The 22,269-nt window shown below is 70.5% G+C and carries 19 protein-coding genes; 7 read left to right on the forward strand and 12 right to left on the reverse strand.

Annotated features, from left to right (window positions below):
- Positions 1-20 precede the first annotated feature (20 nt).
- Complete coding sequence (locus tag OWM54_RS18085) at positions 21-950, forward strand: TerC/Alx family metal homeostasis membrane protein (RefSeq protein WP_267698316.1); 930 nt, start codon at positions 21-23, stop codon at positions 948-950.
- A gap of 33 nt (positions 951-983) precedes the next feature.
- Here OWM54_RS18085 and OWM54_RS18090 read toward each other — a convergent pair whose 3' ends face one another.
- The 6 genes from OWM54_RS18090 to OWM54_RS18115 all read right to left on the reverse strand — a co-directional run bounded on the left by OWM54_RS18090 (position 984) and on the right by OWM54_RS18115 (position 9,390).
- Positions 984-1,823 (reverse strand): hypothetical protein, encoded by an 840-nt coding sequence (locus OWM54_RS18090; protein WP_223749843.1) that lies wholly within the window; start codon positions 1,821-1,823, stop codon positions 984-986.
- 125 nt (positions 1,824-1,948) lie between these two features.
- Positions 1,949-4,216, reverse strand: coding sequence for a PAS domain-containing sensor histidine kinase (locus OWM54_RS18095; protein ID WP_267698317.1), 2,268 nt, complete (start codon positions 4,214-4,216; stop codon positions 1,949-1,951).
- A 270-nt stretch (positions 4,217-4,486) separates the two neighbouring features.
- Positions 4,487-4,999, reverse strand: a complete 513-nt coding sequence (locus tag OWM54_RS18100) for a thermonuclease family protein (RefSeq protein WP_267698318.1) — start codon at positions 4,997-4,999, stop codon at positions 4,487-4,489.
- The gene (locus tag OWM54_RS18105) at positions 4,987-6,888 is read right to left on the reverse strand and encodes a lamin tail domain-containing protein (RefSeq protein ID WP_267698319.1); all 1,902 of its coding nucleotides are present in this window, start codon (positions 6,886-6,888) and stop codon (positions 4,987-4,989) included. The genes OWM54_RS18100 and OWM54_RS18105 overlap by 13 nt, the downstream gene beginning before the upstream one ends.
- A gap of 112 nt (positions 6,889-7,000) precedes the next feature.
- Positions 7,001-9,037, reverse strand: coding sequence for a hypothetical protein (locus OWM54_RS18110; protein WP_267698320.1), 2,037 nt, complete (start codon positions 9,035-9,037; stop codon positions 7,001-7,003).
- Positions 9,038-9,192: 155 nt separating this feature from the next.
- The gene (locus OWM54_RS18115) at positions 9,193-9,390 is read right to left on the reverse strand and encodes a hypothetical protein (RefSeq protein ID WP_223782308.1); all 198 of its coding nucleotides are present in this window, start codon (positions 9,388-9,390) and stop codon (positions 9,193-9,195) included.
- Between the two features lie 201 nt (positions 9,391-9,591).
- Here OWM54_RS18115 and OWM54_RS18120 point away from each other — a divergent pair, with 201 nt between their 5' ends.
- Both OWM54_RS18120 and OWM54_RS18125 read left to right on the forward strand, forming a co-directional pair.
- Positions 9,592-10,365, forward strand: a complete 774-nt coding sequence (locus OWM54_RS18120; protein WP_267701142.1) for an alpha/beta hydrolase — start codon at positions 9,592-9,594, stop codon at positions 10,363-10,365.
- A complete protein-coding gene (locus OWM54_RS18125; RefSeq protein ID WP_223749838.1) occupies positions 10,362-10,934 on the forward strand; it encodes a TIGR02265 family protein in 573 nt (190 codons plus the stop codon). The genes OWM54_RS18120 and OWM54_RS18125 overlap by 4 nt, the downstream gene beginning before the upstream one ends.
- Positions 10,935-10,941: 7 nt before the next feature.
- On the opposite strand, the gene OWM54_RS18130 is transcribed toward OWM54_RS18125, so the two are convergent.
- From OWM54_RS18130 to OWM54_RS18140, 3 genes are all read right to left on the reverse strand, one after another.
- On the reverse strand, positions 10,942-12,108 hold the full coding sequence (locus tag OWM54_RS18130; RefSeq protein WP_267698321.1) for an ATP-grasp domain-containing protein: 1,167 nt from the start codon (positions 12,106-12,108) through the stop codon (positions 10,942-10,944).
- A 155-nt stretch (positions 12,109-12,263) separates the two neighbouring features.
- Positions 12,264-13,313 (reverse strand): GNAT family N-acetyltransferase, encoded by a 1,050-nt coding sequence (locus OWM54_RS18135; protein ID WP_267698322.1) that lies wholly within the window; start codon positions 13,311-13,313, stop codon positions 12,264-12,266.
- The gene (locus OWM54_RS18140; RefSeq protein ID WP_267698323.1) at positions 13,306-14,013 is read right to left on the reverse strand and encodes a hypothetical protein; all 708 of its coding nucleotides are present in this window, start codon (positions 14,011-14,013) and stop codon (positions 13,306-13,308) included. The genes OWM54_RS18135 and OWM54_RS18140 overlap by 8 nt, the downstream gene beginning before the upstream one ends.
- A 393-nt stretch (positions 14,014-14,406) precedes the next feature.
- Between OWM54_RS18140 and OWM54_RS18145 the strand changes: the two genes are divergently transcribed.
- Both OWM54_RS18145 and OWM54_RS18150 read left to right on the forward strand, forming a co-directional pair.
- Complete coding sequence (locus OWM54_RS18145; protein WP_223749834.1) at positions 14,407-15,012, forward strand: PH domain-containing protein; 606 nt, start codon at positions 14,407-14,409, stop codon at positions 15,010-15,012.
- Positions 15,005-15,760, forward strand: coding sequence for a PH domain-containing protein (locus OWM54_RS18150; RefSeq protein WP_267698324.1), 756 nt, complete (start codon positions 15,005-15,007; stop codon positions 15,758-15,760). The genes OWM54_RS18145 and OWM54_RS18150 overlap by 8 nt, the downstream gene beginning before the upstream one ends.
- 329 nt (positions 15,761-16,089) lie before the next feature.
- Here the strand turns inward: OWM54_RS18150 and OWM54_RS18155 are convergent, their stop codons facing one another.
- The 3 genes from OWM54_RS18155 to ettA form a co-directional block, all read right to left on the reverse strand.
- Complete coding sequence (locus OWM54_RS18155) at positions 16,090-17,718, reverse strand: LysM peptidoglycan-binding domain-containing protein (protein ID WP_223749832.1); 1,629 nt, start codon at positions 17,716-17,718, stop codon at positions 16,090-16,092.
- 536 nt (positions 17,719-18,254) lie between these two features.
- Positions 18,255-18,707 (reverse strand): hypothetical protein, encoded by a 453-nt coding sequence (locus OWM54_RS18160; RefSeq protein WP_223782304.1) that lies wholly within the window; start codon positions 18,705-18,707, stop codon positions 18,255-18,257.
- Positions 18,708-18,859: 152 nt separating this feature from the next.
- Entirely contained in the window at positions 18,860-20,539 is a 1,680-nt protein-coding gene (gene ettA, locus OWM54_RS18165) for an energy-dependent translational throttle protein EttA (protein WP_223782303.1), read from the reverse strand.
- A 192-nt stretch (positions 20,540-20,731) separates the two neighbouring features.
- Here ettA and OWM54_RS18170 point away from each other — a divergent pair, with 192 nt between their 5' ends.
- Positions 20,732-21,115: a hypothetical protein gene (locus tag OWM54_RS18170; RefSeq protein WP_223749829.1), complete on the forward strand. Its 384-nt coding sequence runs from the start codon at positions 20,732-20,734 to the stop codon at positions 21,113-21,115.
- 158 nt (positions 21,116-21,273) lie between these two features.
- Complete coding sequence (locus OWM54_RS18175; RefSeq protein WP_267698325.1) at positions 21,274-22,215, forward strand: ABC transporter ATP-binding protein; 942 nt, start codon at positions 21,274-21,276, stop codon at positions 22,213-22,215.
- The last annotated feature ends 54 nt before the right edge of the window (positions 22,216-22,269 follow it).

Consider the following 22,269-nt stretch of genomic DNA (forward strand, 5'->3'; position numbering starts at 1 on the left):
CATAGGTTCAGGCGACGACCATGCACCCGATTCCCACATGGCTCTGGGGCGTCTTCTGGGCTGCGGTGTTGACGCTGCTCGTGGTGGACCTGCTCGGACACCGGGGCCACCACGGCGAGTCCCGCCGGGCGGCCTGGATGTGGACGGGCGTGTGGGTGACCGCGGGCCTGGCTTTCGGCGGGCTGGTGTGGGCGGTGCTCGGCCCTCACGCGGGCCAGGAGTACCTGGCGGCGTGGCTCATCGAGAAGAGCCTCAGCCTGGACAATGCCTTCGTCTTCCTCGTCATCTTCCAGAGCCTGTCGGTCCCCGTGCGCGCGCAGCACCAGGTGCTGTTCCTGGGCATCTTCGGCGCGCTCATCTTCCGCGCGCTCTTCATCTTCGTGGGGGCGGCCGCGCTGGAGCGCTGGTCCTGGGTGTCCTACGTCTTCGGCGCCATCCTGCTGGTCACCGCCTGGCGCGTGCTGCGCGAGGACCCGGCGAAGCAGCGGGACAACCGGGCCGTGAGCTGGCTGTCGCGTCACCTGCCGGTGACGCAGCACCTGCATGACAAGAAGTTCATCGTCCGTCGCGAGGACGGCCGCCGCGTGGCCACGCCGCTCCTGTTGGCGCTCTTGGGCCTGGAGCTGACGGACATCCTCTTCGCGGTGGACTCGGTGCCGGCGGCCTTCTCCGTGACGAAGGACACCTTCATCCTCTACAGCTCCAACGCCTTCGCGATTCTGGGCTTGAGGGCGCTGTACCTGGTGCTGGCGGGCACGCTGGGCAAGCTGCGCTACCTGCACTACGGGCTTGCGGGCGTGCTTGCGTTCGCGGGGCTGAAGATGGTGGTGACGCCCTGGTTCCACGTGCCGCCGCTGCCGTCGGTGCTCGTCATCGTCGCGCTGGTGGGCACCGCCGTCGTGGCCAGCGTCATCGCCCGCCGCCGGGAGGCCCCGGCCACCCCCCAATAAGGAGGGGCCGGAGCCGGACGCGACAGCGCGGCGTCAGTCCTCGACGCCCGCGCCCGCGCCGGACAGGTCGTCCGTGGCGTCGCCGAGCACGAAGCCGTCGAAGGCCGCGTTGGCCATGACCTTCACGCGCTCCTCGTGCTTCTTGATGAGCGCCATGTTCGCCGCGGCGGCCTTCTTGGACGCCTCCGAGAGCGTCTCGCCGGTGCCGTTGGCGGTGTCCGACAGCGCCTCGATCTGCTCCTCCAGGCCCGTGCGCGCCTCCTCGAGCTGCGCGCGCGCATCGGCGGACAGCGAGCCGTCCTCGAGCTTCTTGTCCAGCTCCGCGACCTGCTTCTCCATGGCCTCCACGGCCTTGGCGCTCATCTGCTGCACCGCCGCCGAGCTCTCCGCCACCATGGACGCGTAGACGGTGGAGGTGATGGTCTGGAACTCGTTGGGCGACATGCCGTGCTTCTTCAGGCTCTCGATGTACGCGGCGCGCACGTCCGCCATCATGCTGCCCAGCAGGTTCATCGCCTCCATCGCGGAGTCGAAGGAGGGCTTCGCGTCCGCCCCCGAGCCGTGCTTGTCCCCGAAGGCCTTGGACTTCTCCTCGTAGGTCTTGAAGACGGGCAGCGACGACTCGCGCACCGAGAGGTACGTCGTCAGCCGGTCCTCCTTCAGCGCCAGCACCTCACCGTCGGCGGGCACCGTGAAGGGGTGGGCCTTGTTCAGCTCCACCAGCTCCTTCTGCTGCGTCTCGATCTTCTTGACGGCCGCCAGGCCGTCGCTCGCCTTGTTCGCGACCCACAGCCCGCCCACCACCATGAACCCGACGATGCCGAGAATGATGACGCCACAGCCGATTCCCACCCCGATGAGGACCTTCTTCATTCACCCCTCCGAGAAAAACGAGTCATGCCCCCCGTGCTATCCGGGTGCGTCCCCAGGAGCAAGTGCGCCATGCCTGCTCGGCAGGTCCGGAATACCCCGTGGAGTCGTCCAGGGCAGGCGAGGCGTCAGGGCCAGGCGGCCACATGCGCCGGGGCGGAGAGCACACGCGGCAGGCGGACCATGAAGAGGGTGCCGTCGCGCGCGTTGGAGCGCACGCGCAGCCGGCCGCCGTGGGCATCGACGATGTGCTTCACGATGAAGAGGCCCAGTCCCAGGCCGCCGCGGCCGTCCCGTGACTCGGGGCGCTCGGCGCGCTTCATGGGCTCGAACAGGCGCGACAGCAGCTCGGTGGGGATGGGGTCGCCCATGTTGTGCACGCAGAGCACCACGGAGTCGCGCGTGCCATGGGTGCGCACCAGCACCGGGCAGTGGCTGGGGCTGTAGCTGATGGCGTTGTTCACCAGGTTGGTGATGACCTGGGCCAGCCGGTCCGCGTCCCACAGGCCCGCGCCGCTGCCGCCGTACTCGAGCTCCAGCGTGCGCTCGGGGTGCGCGAGCCGCACCTCGTCCAGCACCTGCCGCGTCAGCTCGTGCAGGTCCAGGGGACGGGGCTGCATGGGGATGCCCCCGCCCAGCCGGGCCTGGGTGAAGTCCAGCACGTCGCGCAGCATGCGCGTGGCGCGATTGGCGCTGGAGAGGATGCGGTCGATGACCTTGCGCTGGCGCTCGTCCAGGTTCTCGCGCCGCAGGAGCGTGGTGGACGCCATGGTGATGGCGGACAGGGGGTTGCGCAAATCGTGGCCGACGATGCCGATGAGCAGCTGCTCGAACTCGGCGCGGCGCCGGGCCTCCTCCTCCGTGGCGCGCCGCTCGGTGACGTCCTGCATGGCGCCCACCATGCGCAGGGGCCGGCCGGCCGCGTCGCGCACCACCTGCCCCCGGTCCTCGACGACGGCCCAGGTGCCGTCACCCCGGCGGAAGCGGTACTCGTCGCGCCAGTGCTCCTGGCCCTGGTCCATGACGGCCTGCATGTCCCGGGCGACGCGCTCGCGGTCATCGGGGTGGATGCTGAGGGTCCACCAGTCGATGTCCATCGGCGCGTCGTGGGACGCCACGCGGAACTGGTGCAGGGCCAGCTCGCTCCACTCGATGCGCCCGGTGGCCAGGTCCCAGTCGTAGATGACGTCGCTGGTGGCGCGCGTGGCCAGCCGGTAGCGCATCTCCGACTGCCGCAGGACCTCCTCGGCGCGGCGGCGCTCGGTGATGTCCAGGGACACGCCCGACACGCCGCGCACCCGCCCGTCCGGGCCCAGGTCCGGGGAGACGTAGGCCATGAACCACCCGCCGCCGACCTCCATCTCCAGCGAGAACGTCTCGCCCGCCTGCGCGCGGCGCGCGGCGTCGAGCAGCTCCGGCCGGCCCGCGTACACCTCCGCGGTGTTGCGGCCCACCATGGTGCCGGGCTCCACGCCCATGGCCTTCAGGCCCTGTCCCTCGAAGAGGGTGATGTTGCCCACGGCGTCGGTGGCCCACAGCACGACGGGCAGCTCGGTGATGACCCGGCGCAGCCGCTCCCGGGCCTCGTCGCGCTCCTTCTGCGCCAGGCGCGCCTCGGTGACGTCCGTGGAGATGCCGCACACCGCATGCGCCTGTCCGCCCACGCCGGGCAGGGCGAACTTGAGCGAGTGATAGGTGTGCCAGCCGTCCGGGCGCCGCACGTGCTCGTCCGACTCCAGGGGCTGGCCGGTCGAGAGGACGCGGCGGTCATTGGCGGTGAACACGTCCGCCACCTCGCGGGAGAACAGCTCGTAATCGGAGTGCCCCACCGCTTCTTCCCTGCGCACGCTGCCGTGGACCTCGAAGGCCCGGTTGACGAAGAGGTAACGCCCCGAGGCGTCCTTCGCGTAGATGGCGGCGGGCGCGTGCTCCAGGATGTCGTGCAGCTTCGTCTCCGTCTCGCGCAGCGTCCGCTCCCGTTGGTGGGAGTGGCGCTGGACCGCGTCCGCGATGCACACGTCGATGACGCGGTTGAGCGCGCGCATGCCCTCGAAGTCCGGGGCCCACCCCGCGTCCTCCAGCACCTCCACGAGCACCTCCCGCAGCAGGCCGTACTCGCGCACCACCGCGGCGATGTCCGAGCCTTCCCGGGCATGCTCCGCGCCGCGCCCGCCCAGGGCCAGCGGACCGCTCCAATCAGGCGAGACGCTGAGCACGCGCAGCAGCTCCACCACCGAGTCCACCCAGGCCTGGGAGCCCGTCAGCTGCTCGAGGCGTCGGCGCGGGGCCTCGTCTGCCGCCGCGCCCGCGCGGGCCACCCAGCGCCGGGCGATGTCCTCCCGTCGCGAGGACAGGAGGTCCAGCAGGAGGCTGGTGGGCATGGGGCAGGGGTTCATGGGCACGCCCTCCTCCCCCGTCTCGAGCGAGGCCAGGACCGACACGTCCCAGCCACGCAGCGCGCGTCCTCCCGGGGGCGCGCTCGTGCTGGCCCGCCCTTGGCCGGTCGCTCGTGGGAGCGGACCGTGCTGGATGATTCGCGCGGAGGCATGGCCGTCAGCAATGGGATATTGCGCCCGAGGCTTGCGGGCTCCTCGCCCTCTCGTGCCGACTGGACGCAGCCCCGCTCGGGAGGCGGGCATCAGGGCGCTGCGTGTGCTCTGCGTGATTCATGCGCAGGGCACCGGCGAGCAGGCGCCCCACAAGCCACGTCGGGCACGCCGGGCCTGGGCCTCCAGGGCTTCGAGTTCCCGACGGCGTGAGTCACCCGCGGGCGGGACATGGAGCACGCAGGCGAGGCCCCGCTCCACGAGCAGCGCGCTCACGTCGCGGCCATCGACGAAGACGTAGGCGAGCCGGCGACCGAAGCGGTCCTCACACGCCTCCGCGTCGACGAGCGTCACCTGGCGGCCCTCGACAAGGCTCCGGTTGAACGCGTGCGCCTCGCGGCCGAAGCACTCGTGTCTGCCCGCCGTGAGCTCCGGGGTGTCCGCGAGCAGATAGCGGACACGCACGCCGCCCTCCAGGACGAGGGTGTCACCGTCGAGGACCTCCGTCACCAGCCCCGTCGAGGGACCACACCTGCCACCCGGGTCCGCACCGCACCCGAGGGCGCTCGTGACGAGCCATGCCGTCAGGAGGACGAGCCACCGGGTCGCGGGGATGGGGCTCAGCGCGGGCATGCGCGGTTCTCCAGTCCTGGCGTGCCCCGGTCTCCCAGGCCATAGCGCGCGCTCGAAGGCGCGGCGCAGAAGCTGCCTGGCAGGTCATTGCGCTGGGCATCACTGCTCGCGGGGTCCACCTGCCAGGACACGCCCGGCGTCGCGGCGTTCGACCACCTGATGGCGTCCAGCACCCTGCCGTCCCTCATCAACCGGAGCGAGCGGGCTCCCGCGGTGTTGGCGAGGTTGAAGGAGAAGGTGGCCAGCACCGCCGGCAGGCCCCCGTTGAGCGCCGGGTCCAGGCTGCGCGCGAGCACCGCGCGGGTGCCAGTCCTCAGCGACAAACAGAGCGCGGCGTCGAGCGGCGTGCTCGCTCCGCTCTCGTTCATCAACGTGACGCCGTTGAGGTCCACCTCGCGTGTCGCGAGGATTTCGACCCACTCGCCCACGCCGTCGGCGACCACGGTCGGGTCCGCCATGAGCTCCGTGAGGACGAGAGAGCCGACCTCCGGTACGCGGACCGCGCGAGCGCGTCCCGTGACCCGGTCGATGCAGGTGGAGCCTGGGGGACCGGCATCTGGCGGTCCAGCATCCGGCGGACCGGCGTCGCGAGGCCCCGCGTCCGAGGTCGAACCTGCATCGCGCCCGCCATCCGTGGAGCCTCCACCTGAAGAGCCCGCGTCGCGCCCTGCATCCGATGCACCGGCGTCCCCTCCGCCGCCATCCGCGGTCCCGGCGTCTGTGTCCCCTTCGGTGCATCGGGTGTTCCCGCGTCCCGGAGTCCCCAGGTTGCCACGCTCGCCATAGCGCTCCCGTGCGGGACACCATGACGACAGTGAATCGTTGTCGGACGCATTCGCTCGCTCCACCGACACCTGGGTCGCCACGCCCTCGCGTGCGGGGCCGTACTCGACCGCGTCCACGACCACGTCCCCTGCTCGTACGAGCACGACGCCGCCCGCGTTGCGGAGGTCCACACCGAACGTGGCCAGCGGCGTGGGCAGCCCTCCGTTCAGGACCGCATCCGCGCGACGGGCGAGCAGCGCGTACCCTCCCGCGGGGAGCGACAGACATTGCGTCCCCTGCAGCCGTGTCCCCGAGGTGTCCGAGCCCACCGTCAATCCATTCAGGTCCACCGGAGCCAGGGCCAGGACCTCCACCCACTCGGCCGAGGTGTCATCGCCGATGGGGTTCACCATCAGCTCGGTGATGACCAGCTCACCCACGCGGGGCCACCGCACCGGACGCGCTGCCAGGCCCTCCAGCGGGGAACAGCGCTCCACGCCCGCCTCGCCTCCGGAGGCTCCTTCCGTCGGAGCACAGGGCGCGTTCGCCGAGCCCGGACTCCCCTGGAACCCACCACCCACGGTGGAGCCCTCGGAGTCGCACCAGCGCGTCGGGTCGTCATTGCTGGCGGAGTCCGGCACCAGTCGCCCGTCATACACACGCGCGACACCACTCTTCGCGGGCGCCGTGAGCGGGACTTCATCCACCACCCGGGAACCACACCGCAGCCCCAGTCGTCCCGACGCATTCCCCAGCGCGCCCAGCGAATCGCCGTAGGACAGGTCCACGTGCGCGGGCACGGCGCCCTCGCGAACGTCGCCCAGCACCAGGTAGTCACCGGGTGCCAACGACAGCGGCGCGTCGAACAGGAAGGTCTTCTCCTGCGAGCCATCCGAGCGCGAGGCATGGAGCGTCAGTCCCTCCAGGCTCACCGGCGCCGAGAGCGGATTGTGCAGCTCCACGTACTCGCGCCCCGTGTCCGTTCCGTCGGGGTCGTTCAAGTACTCGGTGATGACGACATCCCCCGGCAACAGGTCCGCGCAGACGTCCTCCGCCCACTCCTCCGCCGGCGCCCCACAGCCGCTCAACCCCACCACGCACAACCACCATCCCCAGCGCCTCACGTCACCCCTCCTCATCACCGACTCCCCTCCCCACCACTCCACGCTTCAGAAACCGCGTCTCCACCACCAGCCCCTCCTCGTCCTCCCGCGAAGGTGCTCAGCGCATGCCACGTCAGAACCGCGTCTCCACATCCAGTTGGAACAGGTGGCGCGGTTCATCCGGCGGCGTGCGCGCGGTCCGCGCGTCCTTCAGGTCCACGACCCACGCGTAGCGCCCTCGCATCGTCGTCCTCTCCAGGACGCTCCAGCGCAGGTCCACCGTCGTGCGCACCTCCTGTCGGAGCCGCGTCCTCTCAGACAGGTCCTCGTCCTTCCACTGGACCCGACCTCCCACTCGCCAGGACTCCGCCGGCCGAAGCTTCAGCTCGACGAGCGCCCGCCCATCCCATCGCGCCGTCGTCGCCCCCGTCTCCACCACGCGCGCATGGCCGTACTCCCAGGCCACCTCGACCTGCTCCGACAACACCGAGCGCACCCGCGCCGTGGCGCCCTGCCGCCCTCCGTTCGAGCACGCCGCCATCTCCTCCGGCTCCGCGTCCCCGTCCCGCTCCACCTCCGCGCACAGCGTGGACAACCCCGCGCCGGACAAGCGCGCATCGAGCCGGAGCGACGGCTGCAACCACGTCCAGGCCAGCACATCCACCCGGGCCGAGGCCCTCAGACGCGTCAGCCCCGCGGTCCCCTCCACCACGCCATCCGAGGGCAGCGTCCAGCCATCCACCTGTCCGCGAAGCCGCCACGCGCCCTCGTCGCGGTGCAGGTAGCGCAGCCGCACGCCCAGCTCGTTGCGAACCCGCTGCCCCTCCAACACGTCCGCCCCCGAGGTCGCGCCACTGTAGGGATTCACGAAGCCCCGTCCGTAGTAGCGCAGCGACACCTCCAGCTCTCGCCCCACTCCCGAGACCACCGTGCGCTGAAGCGCCGCCCAACCCCCACCCGCCCCCGGCACGGAGTCGAAGCTGCGCGAGAGCTCCAGGAAGACATCCACCGGCCCCGCCCCCCACGCCGCATCCACGCCCACCGCGCCGAAGCCCCCGCCCGACGGGTAGCGAGCGCCCGGCTGGAAGTCGAGCACCGCGCCCTCCACCGCGAACCCAGGCCGCGCCCCCCACCCCGTCACCCCGAGCCGCGCTCGCGGCGAGACCGCCAGCGTCGCGTTGCCCCCTCCCGCCCACTCACGAAACACCCCTGGCAACGAACCAGCCCGGAGCTTCTCCCTGCGCGCCCCCGCCACCAGCACCTCCGGCGCCGCGCACGCCCCCGAGGAACACCCGCCCCTGTCCAACACCTCCGAGCGCCGCACCGAGCGCCCCTGATACGAACCGAAGCCCGTGAGCGTCAGCTCCACTCCGCTCACCAGCGCCCCACGCACGCTCGCAGCGACCCCGCGAAAGGCCTCGTCCCAACGGAAGTCCGGGGTGATGTCCGCGTCGCGCGCGTCCTCGTCACACGCCGAGGACGTCAGCAGGCACTCCCGCTCGAGCGCGCCTGGAGGACGCACGCCATCATCCGGAAGGACACCCTCCGGCGAGGGCAGCGCCGTGGTGTCCAGCGTGAGCCGCTGACCGAACCCCAGCCGATACGTCCCCACCAGCACCGAGGCCCGCGTCCCCGTCCACCGCGCATGGAACTTGGGCAGCAACACCGCCGAGCCCGGCGCCTCCACCACGAGCGCCCGACTCCGCGCATCCCGCCGAGGCATCCCCACCTTGCGACGCGCCCACACCGCGAGCACTCCGACGCGCAGCCCCCGAAGTCCTCCGGCCCGCATCTGCAGCGCCACAGGAGGCCCTCGCGAGTCCGACAGCGCGAACGCCGTCAGCAACCTCGCGTCCCCCGTCACGCGCCCCGACTCCTCCCCCACCAGGAACGGCGCGAGCCGCCGCGCCTCCGCCTCCGGCAGGAGCGCTGACGCGTCACCGGCGTCACGCGCACGCAACCACGCATCCACCTGCGCGTATGTGAGGCCCGGAAGCGAATGGAGCATGTCCCGGGTCGCCCGCTCCGGCTCGACCCCCGCCCGGCGCAACGCCACCAGCGCCGCCCAGCTCTCGGCGGAGAGCGTCCCCTCTTCCAACAGCCCGAACAGCTCCAGCTCACCGTCGACGTCGGGCTCCACCTCGTACGGGGCCGCCCAGGCCGACGACATCCCCCACAGCCACAACCACCCCCACCACCCCAGGAACCGATGCACGCGGCGCCGGCACTGCACGCCACAGACCACGCTTCCCTACAGTGGCGCCCCACGCTTCCCGCATCCGGACCTGGGATTGAGCGTCCAGCCTCCGGACACCCCGCGAGGCCTCAGGCGAGGACCTGATGCCGCGAGTCCACCAGCAGCAGCTCCTCCATGACGGACCGGGCCGCCACCGCCCGGGCCAGCGCCGCCGCATAGCGCAGCCGCGCCTCGTCACTGCCATCCAGCGCCGACCGCGCCTGCTCCAGGTCGGCCTCGGTCAACATCAACAACGCGGACAGGTGCAGTCGGTTCAGTTCCAACAAGGGAGACTCCGGAGGGGGGCGGCCGCTGCCTTCCCAGTATGACAGGAAGCACCGACGACCCCAGGTCCCCGTGGCGGGCTGCACTCCCGAGGCCAGCCGTCCTGTCAGGCGGATGACCCCTCGGGTGTGCGCCCCAGAACCCCTGGCCGCGCCGGAGCGGGCGCCGGGGGCCCATCCATGTATGCTGTCGGCCGCATCCACATGGGCCACGTCCACATCGTCCGAGACCTTCCCTCCCCCCAGGAGGGCTTCTCCCGCACCGTGCGCATCTACACGCCGGACGCGTACGACTCGATGCCCTGGCATCGCTTCCCCGTGCTGTACATGCACGACGGGCAGAACGTCTTCGCCCATCCGGAGTCCGCGCTCTTCGACACCTGGTGCGCCAACCTCGCGCTCGAACAGGCGGTGGACTCGGGCCACCTGGAGCCGTGGATCATCGTCGCGGTGGACTCGGGCCAGGGGCGGCTCCAGGAGTACTCCCCCTGGGACGACACCACGGGCCGGGTGAAGGCGCGCGGCGAGTCCTACGCGCGCTTCCTCGTCGAACACTTGAAGCCCCTGGTCGACCAGCACTACCGCACCCGCGAGGGCGCCGAGTGGACGGGCGCCATGGGCTCGTCGCTCGGCGGGCTGATATCGCTGTACCTGGGCTCGCGCTACCCGAACATCTTCGGCCGCATCGGCGCGCTGTCGCCCACCGTCATGTGGAGCAACAGCCGGCTGTTCTCCGAGTGGGGCACCCACCCGCGCCGCTGGACGCGCATCTACCTGGACGCGGGCGAGCAGGAGTTCATCCACGCCGACGGCGTCCCGCTCGACTACGGGCGCGGCACGCGCGCGTTCTACGAGCACCTCAAGACGCTGGGCTACGCGGACCACGAGGTGTCGCTGGTGCTGGAGCCGGGCGGTGAACACCACGAGCGGGACTGGCAGCGTCGGCTGCCCCTGGCGATGCGCTGGCTGCTGGCGTGAAGTCCGGCACCTCCGTCCCCCTCGAGCAGCGCATCGTCTACTCCCAGGTCGTGGAGGGCCTGTTGCAGCACGGGCTCTCCGGCCGCATCTCCCCCCGGCTCCAGAAGCGGCTCGAGCAGGCCGGCATCAACGTGAAGGGGCCGCTGAACCCCACCTATCCGGTGGTGATGTGGAGCCGCTGCCTGCGCGTCATCGTGGAGGAGACCTGGCCCGGTCTCACGCTGGAGGAGGGCTTCCGCCAGCTCGCCGCCGCGCACGTGGAGGGCTACGGACGCACGTTCATCGGCCGCGCGGTGTTCGGCGTCATGAGGCTGCTCGGTCCCCGGCGGCTGGTGCTGCGGCTGCCCCAGACGCTGCGCGCCACGGACAACTACACCGAGGTGCAGCTGGTGGAGAAAAGCCCCACCGAGTTCGAGATGCGGATGAACTCCGTGCTCGACACCCCGGGCTACGCGGAGTCCCTCTTCGAGAACATGCTGCGCGTGGGCGGCGCGGAGTCCCCCAAGGTGACGACGCTGTCCGTGGAGGAGGGCCACACCACGTACCTGCTCACGTGGAAGGAGCGCTGAGGCCTGGTCACTTCTTCGTGGCCTGGATGAAGCGCACCGCCTCCCGCATCGCGTCCAGGTCGGTGTGCCGGGACAGGTACATCTCCTCGCCCAGGAGGCTGTGGTAGATGGGCGGCAGCTCGCGGTGCAGCAGGAACGCGGGCCCCAGCTTCTTCACCACCTCGTCGTGCGAGTGCAGGTAGCGCCGGCCGTGGCGCCTGGCGCTGTGACACACGTGGTAGCGCGGCGTGTAGCGGAAGTCCGCCACCGGGTCCCCCGTCATCACCCGCGCCCAGAGCCGGTACACGTCGATGTCGCACGTGTAGTTCATCATGTCCGGGATGAAGCCGCCGGGCGGCCGCAGGTTGGCCTCCAGCACCACGAAGCGGCCGTCGGGCAGCCGGAAGAACTCCAGGTGGAACCAGCGCTCGCGCAGGCCGAAGGCCTCCACCACCTGACGGCCGAGCACGTCCAGCGCGGGGGGAATCTCCAGGTGGCTCCAGAAGGAGATGTCGCGCCGCTCGACCACCGTCTCCATGCCGCCGTCGCTGTACTCGTGGCTGAGCGTGAAGACGATGACGCCGTGGCGGTCCACGATGCCGTCGTAGGTGACGATGGTGCCGCGCACGAAGGGCTGCGCGACGTAGGTCGTGGGCAGCGGGTGGGCCAGGGCCGTGTCCACGTCCGCGTCGCTCGCGACCTTGAAGGTGTTGGCGGCGCCCACGCCCACGTCGGGCTTGAGCACCAGCGGGTAGCCCACGCGCGCGGCGAACTGCTTCACCTGCGCCGCGTCGCGCACGCGGATGAGGTCCGGATGGGGCACGCCCGCCTGCTGGAACACCTGCGCCATGCCCGACTTGGAGCGCATGCGGTGGATGTCCGCGGGGTGGAGGCCGGGGACGTGGAAGTCCTCGCGAAGGCGCGCCTCGACTTCCAGCCAGGATTCGTTGAGCGAGTCGATGCGCTCCAGCCGCCCGTGCCGCCAGGTGAGGTATCCCGCCGCCCGGGTGAGCGCGTCCTCGTCGTGCAGGCTGGGGACGAAGTAGTACTCGCGCAGCGAGTCGCGCAGCTCCTGGCGCAGGGACTCGTAGGGCGCGTCACCGATGCCCAGCACCGTCACGCCCCGCTCGCGCAGCGCGGTGACGAAGTGGAAGAAGTGGGACGGGAAGTGCGGAGAAATGAAGACGAAGTTCATGGCTCCTCGGGGCGACAGTCCCGGCTCTGCCTGAACCATAGCGCGCCGGGCGCCTTCTCCCAGTTCCTTGTCGAGCCCCCGAGACCCCCGGCGACGGTAGATTCTACCGTCGTCGAGCGGGCCACCCGCGCGAGGGGACGCACCCGCGGGGAATGTCAGCGCAGATGCGTGAAGACGCGGGGCGAGGCGGGCCAGAGGACGTCCGGAGAGGCCAGCGTGCAGACGATGCGCATGCCTCCTGGCCATGGGACCCACCCGGACGCGAGCATCAGCCGGGTGGAGACACAGGGGCCGCGGAGCATCGCGGCGCACTGGGCGCCTTGCGACACCATGTCCCGCATGGCCACGCGCAACAGCCGCTTGCGCTCGGGGCGCGGCACCGACGCGTGGAACGCCACCAGGTCCACCATGGCGATGGTCAGCGGCCCCCGGGCATTCATGGGGAGCGTGAAGTAGTTGACGAGGCCTCGCACCATGCCGTGCCGCTCCAGCACCAGGGTGCGCGGCACATCGCGGTACTGGAGCTGGTGCGCCAACCGGTCCGGCGTATAGGCGTACCCCAGGCTCACCGGCTCCATCGACCGGTCCACCAGCGCCATGCACGCAGGCAGGTCCGTCGGGCGATAGGGGCGGACGTCATGGGCGTCCACGTCCACGGGACGTGCGCGGGGCCAGCGGCTCGCCAGGGTGAAGAGGGCCCGCTCGGGGCCCGAGGACGCCCAGCGGGCCACGGCCGCCAGGTCGAAGACGTGCAGCCACAACCCCAGGGAGCTGAAGGTCCGGGTGCCCTCCATCTTCTTCCAGAAGCGCTCCCCGGCCGAGCCATCCGCCAGACACCCCAGCAGGAGCGCCGCGCCCCGTTCGCGCAGCCGCTCGGTCATGGCGACCGCCAGCTGCTGGCCCACGCGCTCACCCCGGAAGGAAGGGTCCGCGCTGAACCAGCTCCCGTACGCCCCCTCTACATCCCGCTCCCCGAGCCGCAGTCGGATGGGCTCCGCGAAGAAGACCCCGGCCAGCTTCCCGCGCACGTATGCGCCCAGCCGGTACTCGGGCGTGGCGAGCGGGTTGCCGAAGAGCACCCAGTCGAGCAGGCGCGGCTGGAAGTCCGTCAGCGGCCCCTGGGCCGCGTAGTACTGGCCCCAGACGCGGTTGACGAAGACGGACGCATCCTGGGCGTTGCCCTCGAACCTCCGCACCTCAACCATGGCGCTGCTCCCGGACCTCGGGAGCGACAGCGGTCTGCGCGGGGTGGGGGCCGAACAGGTGCGTGAAGAGCGCCCGCGTCGGGGGCGTGAGCATCTCCCACGCGGGCACGTGGACGCGCTCCTGCGCCACGAGCACCTTCGCGTAGAGCGCCTCGTAGACGCGCTTCACCGTGCCCGGGGCGATGGCGTCCACGTCGAAGGCGGGCACCAGCCCCACCAGCGTGTAGCCGCGGTCCTCGGCGTTGCGCTGCCCCAGCGGCGTCTTCAGCGTGGAGTAGTACAGCACCACCTCCGCGCCGATGTTGCGCCCCACCACCTCCAGCGCCGAGGTGCCCAGCGAGCCGATGCCCACCCCCCGGCGCGACGGCTCCACGACGCCCAGCGCCGCGGAGAGCTGGAGCCCTCGCACGTTCCGCTCCAGCGTCAGCAGGCCGATGATGTCCCCGCTGCGCTGCTCGCGACACACGATGGCGTACAGCGGCCGCTCGGGTGACTCGCCGCGCAGGTAGACCTCACGCTCGTAGAAGGAGGGGTCCAGGTGACGGCTCTCCGTGCCCACGCGGATGTCCGGGTACCAGGTGGACAGCAGCGTGGTGAGCCGGGGGATGTCGTCTCGAGAGAGCTGCTCGGCCGTGCAACCCACCGGCGTATCCAGACCCGACAACATCTCCTCGAGACCCAACCAGCGCATCACGTTCATGCGGCGCCACGGTAGGGTCGCGCGGCGCTGAACCAAGCGCCCGATACGTGGAAAGCCGCGGGGTTGTCTCTGAGACGTCAGCACGCTCCAGCAAGCGTGACGTGCTCCACAGCCCGCGCGTCACCGAGTGGTCAGCCTCCCCCTCCCCGCGGAAGCACCCGCGGCGCGGTGTCGATGGCGCGACGCGCGGCTGCCTTCCGGGGCGTTCGCACGGCGGTCCCGACCTCTGGCGGAAAGGAGCATTTCCCCTGTCTTCCCGGGCATCCATCTGCCCGCGCGTGCGCGGGGGCGGGGGCATGACGACGGGGGGGGTGGACCGGTGTATGAAATGGGTGTCGGGTTCCCGCGTTGGGAACAGACAGTGACCGTCCGAGACACCCTGGTGAGCCATCCATGATTCCTGGCGGACCCGCCACCTCCTCGCGCCCGCCCCAGCACGCGATGACGCCCGCGAAAGCGGCCTCACCGTGGAAGCTGCCGGTGGTGCTCCAGCCCCACCAGAACCTCCTGGCCAACTACCTGCTGGGCTCGCTGCTGGCGGGGCCGGGCTTCCCCATCCTCGCGCTCATCCGGTACTTCAAGTACCGCACGCTGCGCTACGAACTGGACGAGGAGGGCATCACCATGCGGTGGGGCATCCTCTTCCGCCGCGAGGTGTCGCTCACGTACGCGCGCATCCAGGACATCCACCTGTCCAGCCACGTGGTGGAGCGATGGCTGGGGCTCGCGCGCATCCTCATCCAGACGGCCAGCGGCAGCGCCCAGGCGGAGATCACCATCGAGGGCGTGCAGGACTTCGAGGCGATGAGAGACCTGCTCTACTCGAAGATGCGCGGGGCCCGGGACACGAAGGCGGACGCGCAGGTGAAGCCCGCAGCGCTGGTGTCCGGTGAGTCGGAGGCGCTGGCCGCCGCGCTGCGCGAGGTCGCCGCCGAGGTGCGCGCGCTGAGACAGGAGCTGGGCACGCCCGCCGTCACCCCGGAGAAGACGAATGGCTGACGTGCCCCATGCATGGCTGCTGCGCTGGTTGAAGGTGCCCTCCGAGCGCCAGCTCCCCGAGGGCACGGTGCGGGTGTTCAACGCGGCGCCCGCGTACCTGAACTACCGGCGGGTGCTGCTCGCGCTCAAGCAGGTGGGCGTGCTCGCGGGCACGGTGGTGGGCTGGTTGTTCATCAGCCGCTGGGTGCCGATGATCCTCGACTTCCCGTACACCCGGCCGGTCATGTACGCGCTCGAGGCGTTCGTGTGGGTGGGCTACCTGGTGATGTTCCCGGTGAGCTTCTTCGTCATCCGGCTGGACTACGAGCTGCGCTGGTACGCGCTCACGGACCGCAGCCTGCGCGTGCACGAGGGCGTCATGTCGCTGCGCGAGAAGACGATGACGTTCGCCAACATCCAGCAGATCTCCATCCAGCAGAACCCGCTCCAGCGGCTGCTGGGCATCGCGGACGTGAAGGTGGAGACGGCGGGTGGCGGCAGCGGCGCGCGCGGCAACGATGCGGACCTGGACCCGGCCGAGCACCTGCACGAGGCGCGATTTCGAGGCGTGAGCGACCCCGAGGCGATTCGGGACGCCATCCTGGAGCGCGTGCGGATGCACCGCGACACGGGCCTGGGCGAGTCCTCGGAGCTCATCACGCGGCCCGAGGAGCCCGTCGCCACGACGTCCCCCGTGGCGGCCGCGAAGGAGCTGCTCGCGGAGGTGCGGGAGCTGAGGGGCGCGCTCGCCTCGCGCCGCTCGCCGTGAGCGTGGAGTCCGGGGAGCAGGTCGCGCCCTCTCCGGAACGGCGACCCTCCCCGAGGTGACGGAGGCGCGCCGCACGGCGCGCGCGTCGGGCCCCGACGTTCGGCCTCCTCGCGGCGAGGTGCTCGCCCTGAGCAGGGTCAAGCTTCTCGCGGCGAGGTGCTCCCGCGGAGCCGGGCCGAGCTCGTGCCGCGCCGCTTGCCCCCACACCGGGCGCGAGGCGGGGGCCAGACCTCGTCACGGCGAGGCTCGTCCCTCGGCCCTGGACATGGAACAGCCCGGTCGACCCACCAGGGGCCGCCGGGCTGTCTTCGTCCATGCGATGCGGGTGATTACGCGTTCGGGCGGACCATCGTCACGTCGAACTGGCGGCCGACCACGTAGCCGTCGCGAGGACCGGGGCGGGTGAGGTTGCCCGTGTTGGGGTCCACGTAGAAGCGGTTGTTCGCGTTGGTGTCCGCGCCGCGGCTCTGGTTGCGGGTCGCCGGGTCGTTGAACGTGTAGTAGGTGCGGCCCTGCGCGTCCGTGCCGCGGCCGGTGATGACCACGAAGTGGTCCGTGATGCCGTCCGCGTTGCCGACGTTGCGGCCCGTCTTGTGGTTGACGCCCACGACCACCGGCTTGCCCGCGGCCAGCTGCTGGTCGATGTAGTTGCGCCCGCGCTCCGCCGCCGCGCGGTCCACCGTGATTCCGTTGGGGCCCTCGCTGGTGGCGACCTGGATGCGCTGGTCGACGCTCGTCACGTTGGCGCCGGCCTGGCGGGCCATCGCGGTGGCGGCGCGGAAGCACGCCTTGTCACCCGCGCGCTCCACCTGCGAGGCGTCGTACTGGCTGATCCACGGGGTGCGCGTCTGCACCGCGGCCCGGTCCGTGGCCGCCGCGACCTGCGCGGTGTCGCTCATGTCCGTGGGCGTCGCGCCCCCGGTCGTGGTGACGGGGCGCTCCGAGGACGGGCGCGGGCGGGGAATCGGCACGTTGTCCGGCAGCACCGTGTCCGACGTGGGGCGCTCGGAGACCGGGCGCGGCTGGGGAATGGGGACGTTGCTCGGCTGGGCCTGGTCGGTGTTGCCGGTGCGGTAGCCGCGCGCGTCGAGCGCCGACACGAGCGCCGTCTCGCGGCGCGTCTGGTCCGCGCGCAGGCGGCTCTCGCTGTGGTCGAAGCCCGCGGCGCGCAGGACACCCTGGTCGTTGCGGTACGCGTTCACGCGCGCGTCGATGAGCGAGTCGCGGGTGACGCCGCGCGGGTCCTGGGCCAGCCTGGGCATCTCGCGGTTGATGAAGTTCTGCGCGGCGCGAGGCGACTGGGTGTGCAGGTCGAAGAACGTGGACGCGAGCAGCGCGTTGTTCGGGTCCAGGCCCGCGGCGCGAGCGGCGCGCTCGTAGGCGGGGGTGGCGTTGGTCAGCTCGCGGTTCCAGATCTGGTCCGCGTGCTCGGGCGAGCGCGCACCGCCGCCCTGGTAGGAGAACGAGCCGCGGTTGTGCTTCGCGTTGCCCGGGTCCGTGTGACCACCGTAGCTGGAGGTGGTGGAGCCGTCGGGGCGGCGGTTGCCCTCGGAGGTGCCGACGATGATGGCCGCCTCGGAGTTGGAGCCGCCGCGCGTGAAGGCGCCCAGGTCCTGGATGTTGCGGTAGCCGTTCTGCGTGCCGGACACGTTGTTGGACGTGATGCCCGCCGCCGCCGTGGTGCCCGCGTCGAAGGTGTCGCCCGGGGTCTGTGTCTGCTGGCGGCGCAGGCCCTGGTTGTTCTGCGTGGACGCCGCCGCCTCGAAGCCGTCCTGCTGGCCGGGCAGCCGCAGGGTGGCCCCCGCGCGAATCTTGTTCGGGTCCGCCAGGTTGTTGAGACGGGCCAACTCGTCGACCGTGGTGCCCTCGCGCTTGGCGATCTTCGTGAGCGTGTCCCGCTCCTGGATCTTGTAGCTGCGGGTGTCGCGCTCGCGGTTGCTGACGTTCCTGACAGACATGTGGATGGCTCCCTATGAGGTCCGACGCGCCCCTCCCCAATGGCTGTCAGCCGGGAAAGCGCATCAACAGACGCCAAACGGATTTTCCAGATCACCCACCCAAAGTTGCGAACCCACCCAAATTCACCTTCCCCTACAGAGGGAAACCACGCGCTCCCGCACCCCCTGTCCGCCTGTTAATGCGGTGCATTATCTGGGGAATTCCGGACAGCCCGTGACCTGATTGCCACACTCAATTTTCAGCCTCACGACTATTTTTTGACCCAATCACCTGCAATCACTTGCGGGTCGGGTGTCTGCTCTGGCCGACAGTGAGTCTGTCTGGACGCCGACACTTCCCGGGCGGACGAGGCACGTGACGCAGTAGCAGCCGAAAGGTTCTGTCTGACTGAAATCAGCGTCGAGCACTCACGGGCGCTTCAAGACGCCACAGCCAGCGACAGGTCCCGGCGACTCAATCCCACGACATTCAAAGTTTCCGACCTCAATGAATGTCACGAATGAGTCAAACCGGGACCGTCGCGGTGCCACGGGGGTTACTGGCAGTTCGCCGGCTCCTTGCACGAGTAGGTCCGGGTCACGCTGGCGCGGAAGCCATCCGTCCGGTTGGGGCCCAGCGGGATGCACTGGCCCAGGGTGTCGGAGATGTTGCAGCCGCCCGCCGGGCAGTTCGCCGCCACCGTGGAGGTCAGCAGCGTGCGCGCCTGGCTCATCGCCGCGCCGCAGGTGGCGCCCTCACCCGAGCGCGTCGCCGTGTAGCGCGTGCTCCCGCACGTACACGCGGGCGGGCAATAGGTGCGAATGCCATCACACTCCACCCAGCCGCCGTTGTCCGGGCTGGAGGTGCACGTGCTGCCCGCCGACGAGCACGTCACCGGAATCCCGCTCGGACAGGACTGCTCCACGCTGCACAGCGCCGCCTCGGAGGACTCGAGCGCGCCCTGCTCCTCGCTCACGTCCCCGGCGTTGCACGCCGTCAGTCCAAACATCACGACAGCCACCACACTCAACAGCCCACGGGGTCGAAGGTTCATGCGCCGGGACGCTAGAACCCCCCGTGAAGCCACATCAAGAACGGAAAGGTCTCCACACCCTCTCTACCAGGAGAGAGTGGGAGACCTTCCCACGCGCGGCCCGGCGCTCAGGACTTGGAGACGGGGCGGTAGCGGATGCGGTGCGGATTGAGGGCGTCGGGGCCCAGGCGCTTCTTCTTGTCCGCCTCGTAGTCCTCGAAGTTGCCCTCGAAGAAGAAGGCCTTGCTGTCCCCCTCGAACGCGAGGATGTGCGTGGCGATGCGGTCCAGGAACCAGCGGTCGTGGCTGATGACCACCGCGCAGCCCGCGAAGCTCAAGAGCGCGTCCTCCAGGCTGCGCAGCGTCTCCACGTCCAGGTCGTTCGTGGGCTCGTCGAGCAGCAACAGGTTGCCGCCGCTCTTGAGCATCTTCGCCAGGTGCACGCGGTTGCGCTCGCCGCCGGACAGGTCCTTCACGCGCTTCTGCTGGTCCTGGCCCTTGAAGGCGAAGCCCGCCAGGTACGCGCGGCTGGGCACCTGGCCCGCGCGGCCCAGGTCCAGGTGGTCCAGCCCGCCGCTGACCTCGTCGAACACGCTGTTGTCGCCGTTGAGCGCGTCGCGGCTCTGGTCCACGTAGGCCATCACCACCGTCTCGCCAATCTTCAGCTCGCCCGCGTCGGGCTTCTCCGTGCCCGTCATCATCCGGAACAACGTCGTCTTGCCCGCGCCGTTGGGGCCGATGACGCCCACGATGCCGCCCGGCGGCAGCTTGAAGCTCAGGTCGTCGATGAGCAGCCGGTCGCCGTACGCCTTGCGCAGGCCCTTGGCCTCCACCACCAGCCCGCCCAGGCGGGGCGCGGGCGGGATGATGACCTCGCCCGTGGCGTCGCGCTTCTCCTGGCCCTGGTTGAGCAGCTCCTCGTACGCCGCGATGCGCGCCTTGCTCTTGGCCTGGCGGGCCTTGGGCGACTGGCGCACCCACTCCAGCTCGCGCTTGAGCGTCTTCTGGCGGTGGCTCTCCGACTTCTCCTCCAGCTCCAGCCGCTTCTGCTTCTGGTCCAGCCAGCTGGAGTAGTTGCCCTTCCAGGGCACCCCCTCGCCGCGGTCCAGCTCCAGGATCCACTCGGCCGCGTTGTCCAGGAAGTACCGGTCGTGGGTGATGCAGACGATGGTGCCCTTGTACTCCTTGAGCGCCTGCTCCAGCCACGCGACGCTCTCCGCGTCCAGGTGGTTGGTGGGCTCGTCGAGCAGGAGCAGGTCCGGCTTCTCCAGCAGGATGCGGCACAGCGCCACGCGGCGCTTCTCACCGCCGGACAGCTTCGTCACGTCCGCGTCGCCCGGCGGCAGCCGCAGCGCGTCCATGGCCATCTCGATGGTGCGGTCCAGCTCCCAGCCGTTCACCGCGTCGATGGCGTCCTGCAGCCGGCCCTGCTCGGCCAGGAGCTTCTCCATCTCCGCGTCGCTCATGGGCTCGGCGAACTTCGCGCTGACCTCGTTGAAGCGGTCCAGCGAGGCGCGAATCTCCCTCAGGCCCAGCTCCACGTTGCCCTTCACGTCCAGCGACGGGTCCAGCTGCGGCTCCTGTGCCAGGTAGCCGACCTTCGCGCCCGGGTCCGGCTTGGCCACGCCGAAGAACTCCGTGTCCACGCCCGCCATGATGCGCAGGAGCGTCGACTTGCCGGAGCCGTTCGGACCGATGACGCCAATCTTCGCGCCGGGGAAGAACGACAGGTAGATGCCCTTGAGGATCTCCTTGCCGTTCTTGACCTTGCGCAGGTCCTGCATCGTGAAGATGAAATTCTGGGCCATCTGGGGCTTCCTGCTCTGAGCGGGTGGGGGCTCGCGGATACCAGGGTGGAACAACGCACTCAAGGCGAGAGCGTCCCGCCCCTCGGCGGAAGTCCACTGCCCGCCTCACCTTCCCCTCTCCACCCCGCCGTGCTTGGCTCCCAGGCTCATCGCGTCCGGCACCACGACCCACTTCGCACCCCCGAGGTCGCCATGCGCCGCCTTCCCCTGTTCGCCGTCCCCCTGCTCCTGTGTGCCTGCCAAGGCCCCGAGGTCGCCCAGGACACGCCCGCCCCCACCCAGGGCGAGCAGCCTTTGACGACGCTCACCGGCACCATCCATTCCTGCAACATGCAGGGCTTCGGACGCCCCACCTTCACGTGCGAGGGCATCATCAGCGGCGGCACCCCGCCCTACGGCTTCAACTGGGTCGGCGTCAGCAACGCCACCATCCTCACCATGCTGCCCATGGGCGACGTGCTGTCGCGCGCCAACGGCCGCTGCACCGCCGGCCTCCAGGCCCACGTCCAGTACATCGTCTGGGACTCCGCGGGCGCCTCCGTCACCACGGACGTCTTCTTCCCCTGCACGGTGTGACAGGGCGCCCGGACGCGCCGTCCCTCTCCCGAGGGCGCAAGGCACGCCGCCTCCTCGCGGGGTGAGGGTCGACACGACACACCTCGTCATCCCCGGGCGCATGCGGGCTCTCACAAGCCAAGCGCCCCGCCATCGAAGGTGTTACACGAGGCGGCGCCATGTCGACCCCCACCCCCGCCCTGGAGCTCCAGGGACTCACCAAGCGCTACGGCGACTTCACCGCCTTGCAGCAGATGGACCTCACCATCCGGGCAGGGGAGATCTTCGCGCTGCTCGGCCCCAACGGCGCCGGCAAGACGACGATGATCGGCAGCGTGTGCGGCCTGGTCCGCAAGACGGCCGGCACCATCCGCGTCTTCGGCCAGGACCTGGACCAGGACAGCGTGGGCCCGCGCTACCAGGTGGGCCTGGTGCCGCAGGAGATCAACTTCGACCCGTTCTTCACCGTGGCGGAGTCCCTGCGCATCCAGCAGGGCTTCTACGGCCAGAAGCAGGACGAGGCCCGCGTGGACGAGGTGCTCACCGCGCTCAACCTCCAAGGCAAGAAGGACTCGCTCACGCGCGCCTTGTCCGGCGGCATGAAGCGCCGCCTGCTCATCGCCAAGGCCCTGGTGCACAAGCCCAGGCTGGTGTTCCTCGACGAGCCCACCGCGGGCGTGGACGTGGAGCTGCGCCGCGACCTCTGGACGTACGTGCGCAAGCTGGCCTCCGAGGGCACCACCATCGTCCTCACCACCCACTACCTGGAGGAGGCGGAGGAGCTGGCCGACCGCGTGGGCATCATCAACGAGGGCCGCCTGCTCATGGTGGAGGACAAGGCCACGCTCTTGCGCCGCTTCGGCGAGAAGCGCGTCGTCGTCAGCTTCACCGAGCCGCAGTCCAGCCTGTCGGAGGCCGCGCGCCGCTTCACCTCGCGCCTGTCCGAGGACGGCCGTTCGCTCACCTACGTCGAGCGCGAGGGCGTGGCCCCCGCGGGGGACTTGCTGCGCGTGCTGTACGCGGAGGGGCTCCCCATCGCCGACGTGGAGACGCGCCGCTCGCGCCTCGAGGATGTCCTCCTGGAAGTCCTCCGCGGTCGTCCCTCGCCCCAGGCCGCCTGACCCCACCCCTTTCTCGCGCCCGCCCACGAGGACGCGCCTTCCCAAGGCGACGCC

Source organism: Myxococcus sp. MISCRS1 (assembly GCF_026626605.1).
Classification (GTDB): Bacteria; Myxococcota; Myxococcia; order Myxococcales; family Myxococcaceae; genus Myxococcus; species Myxococcus fulvus.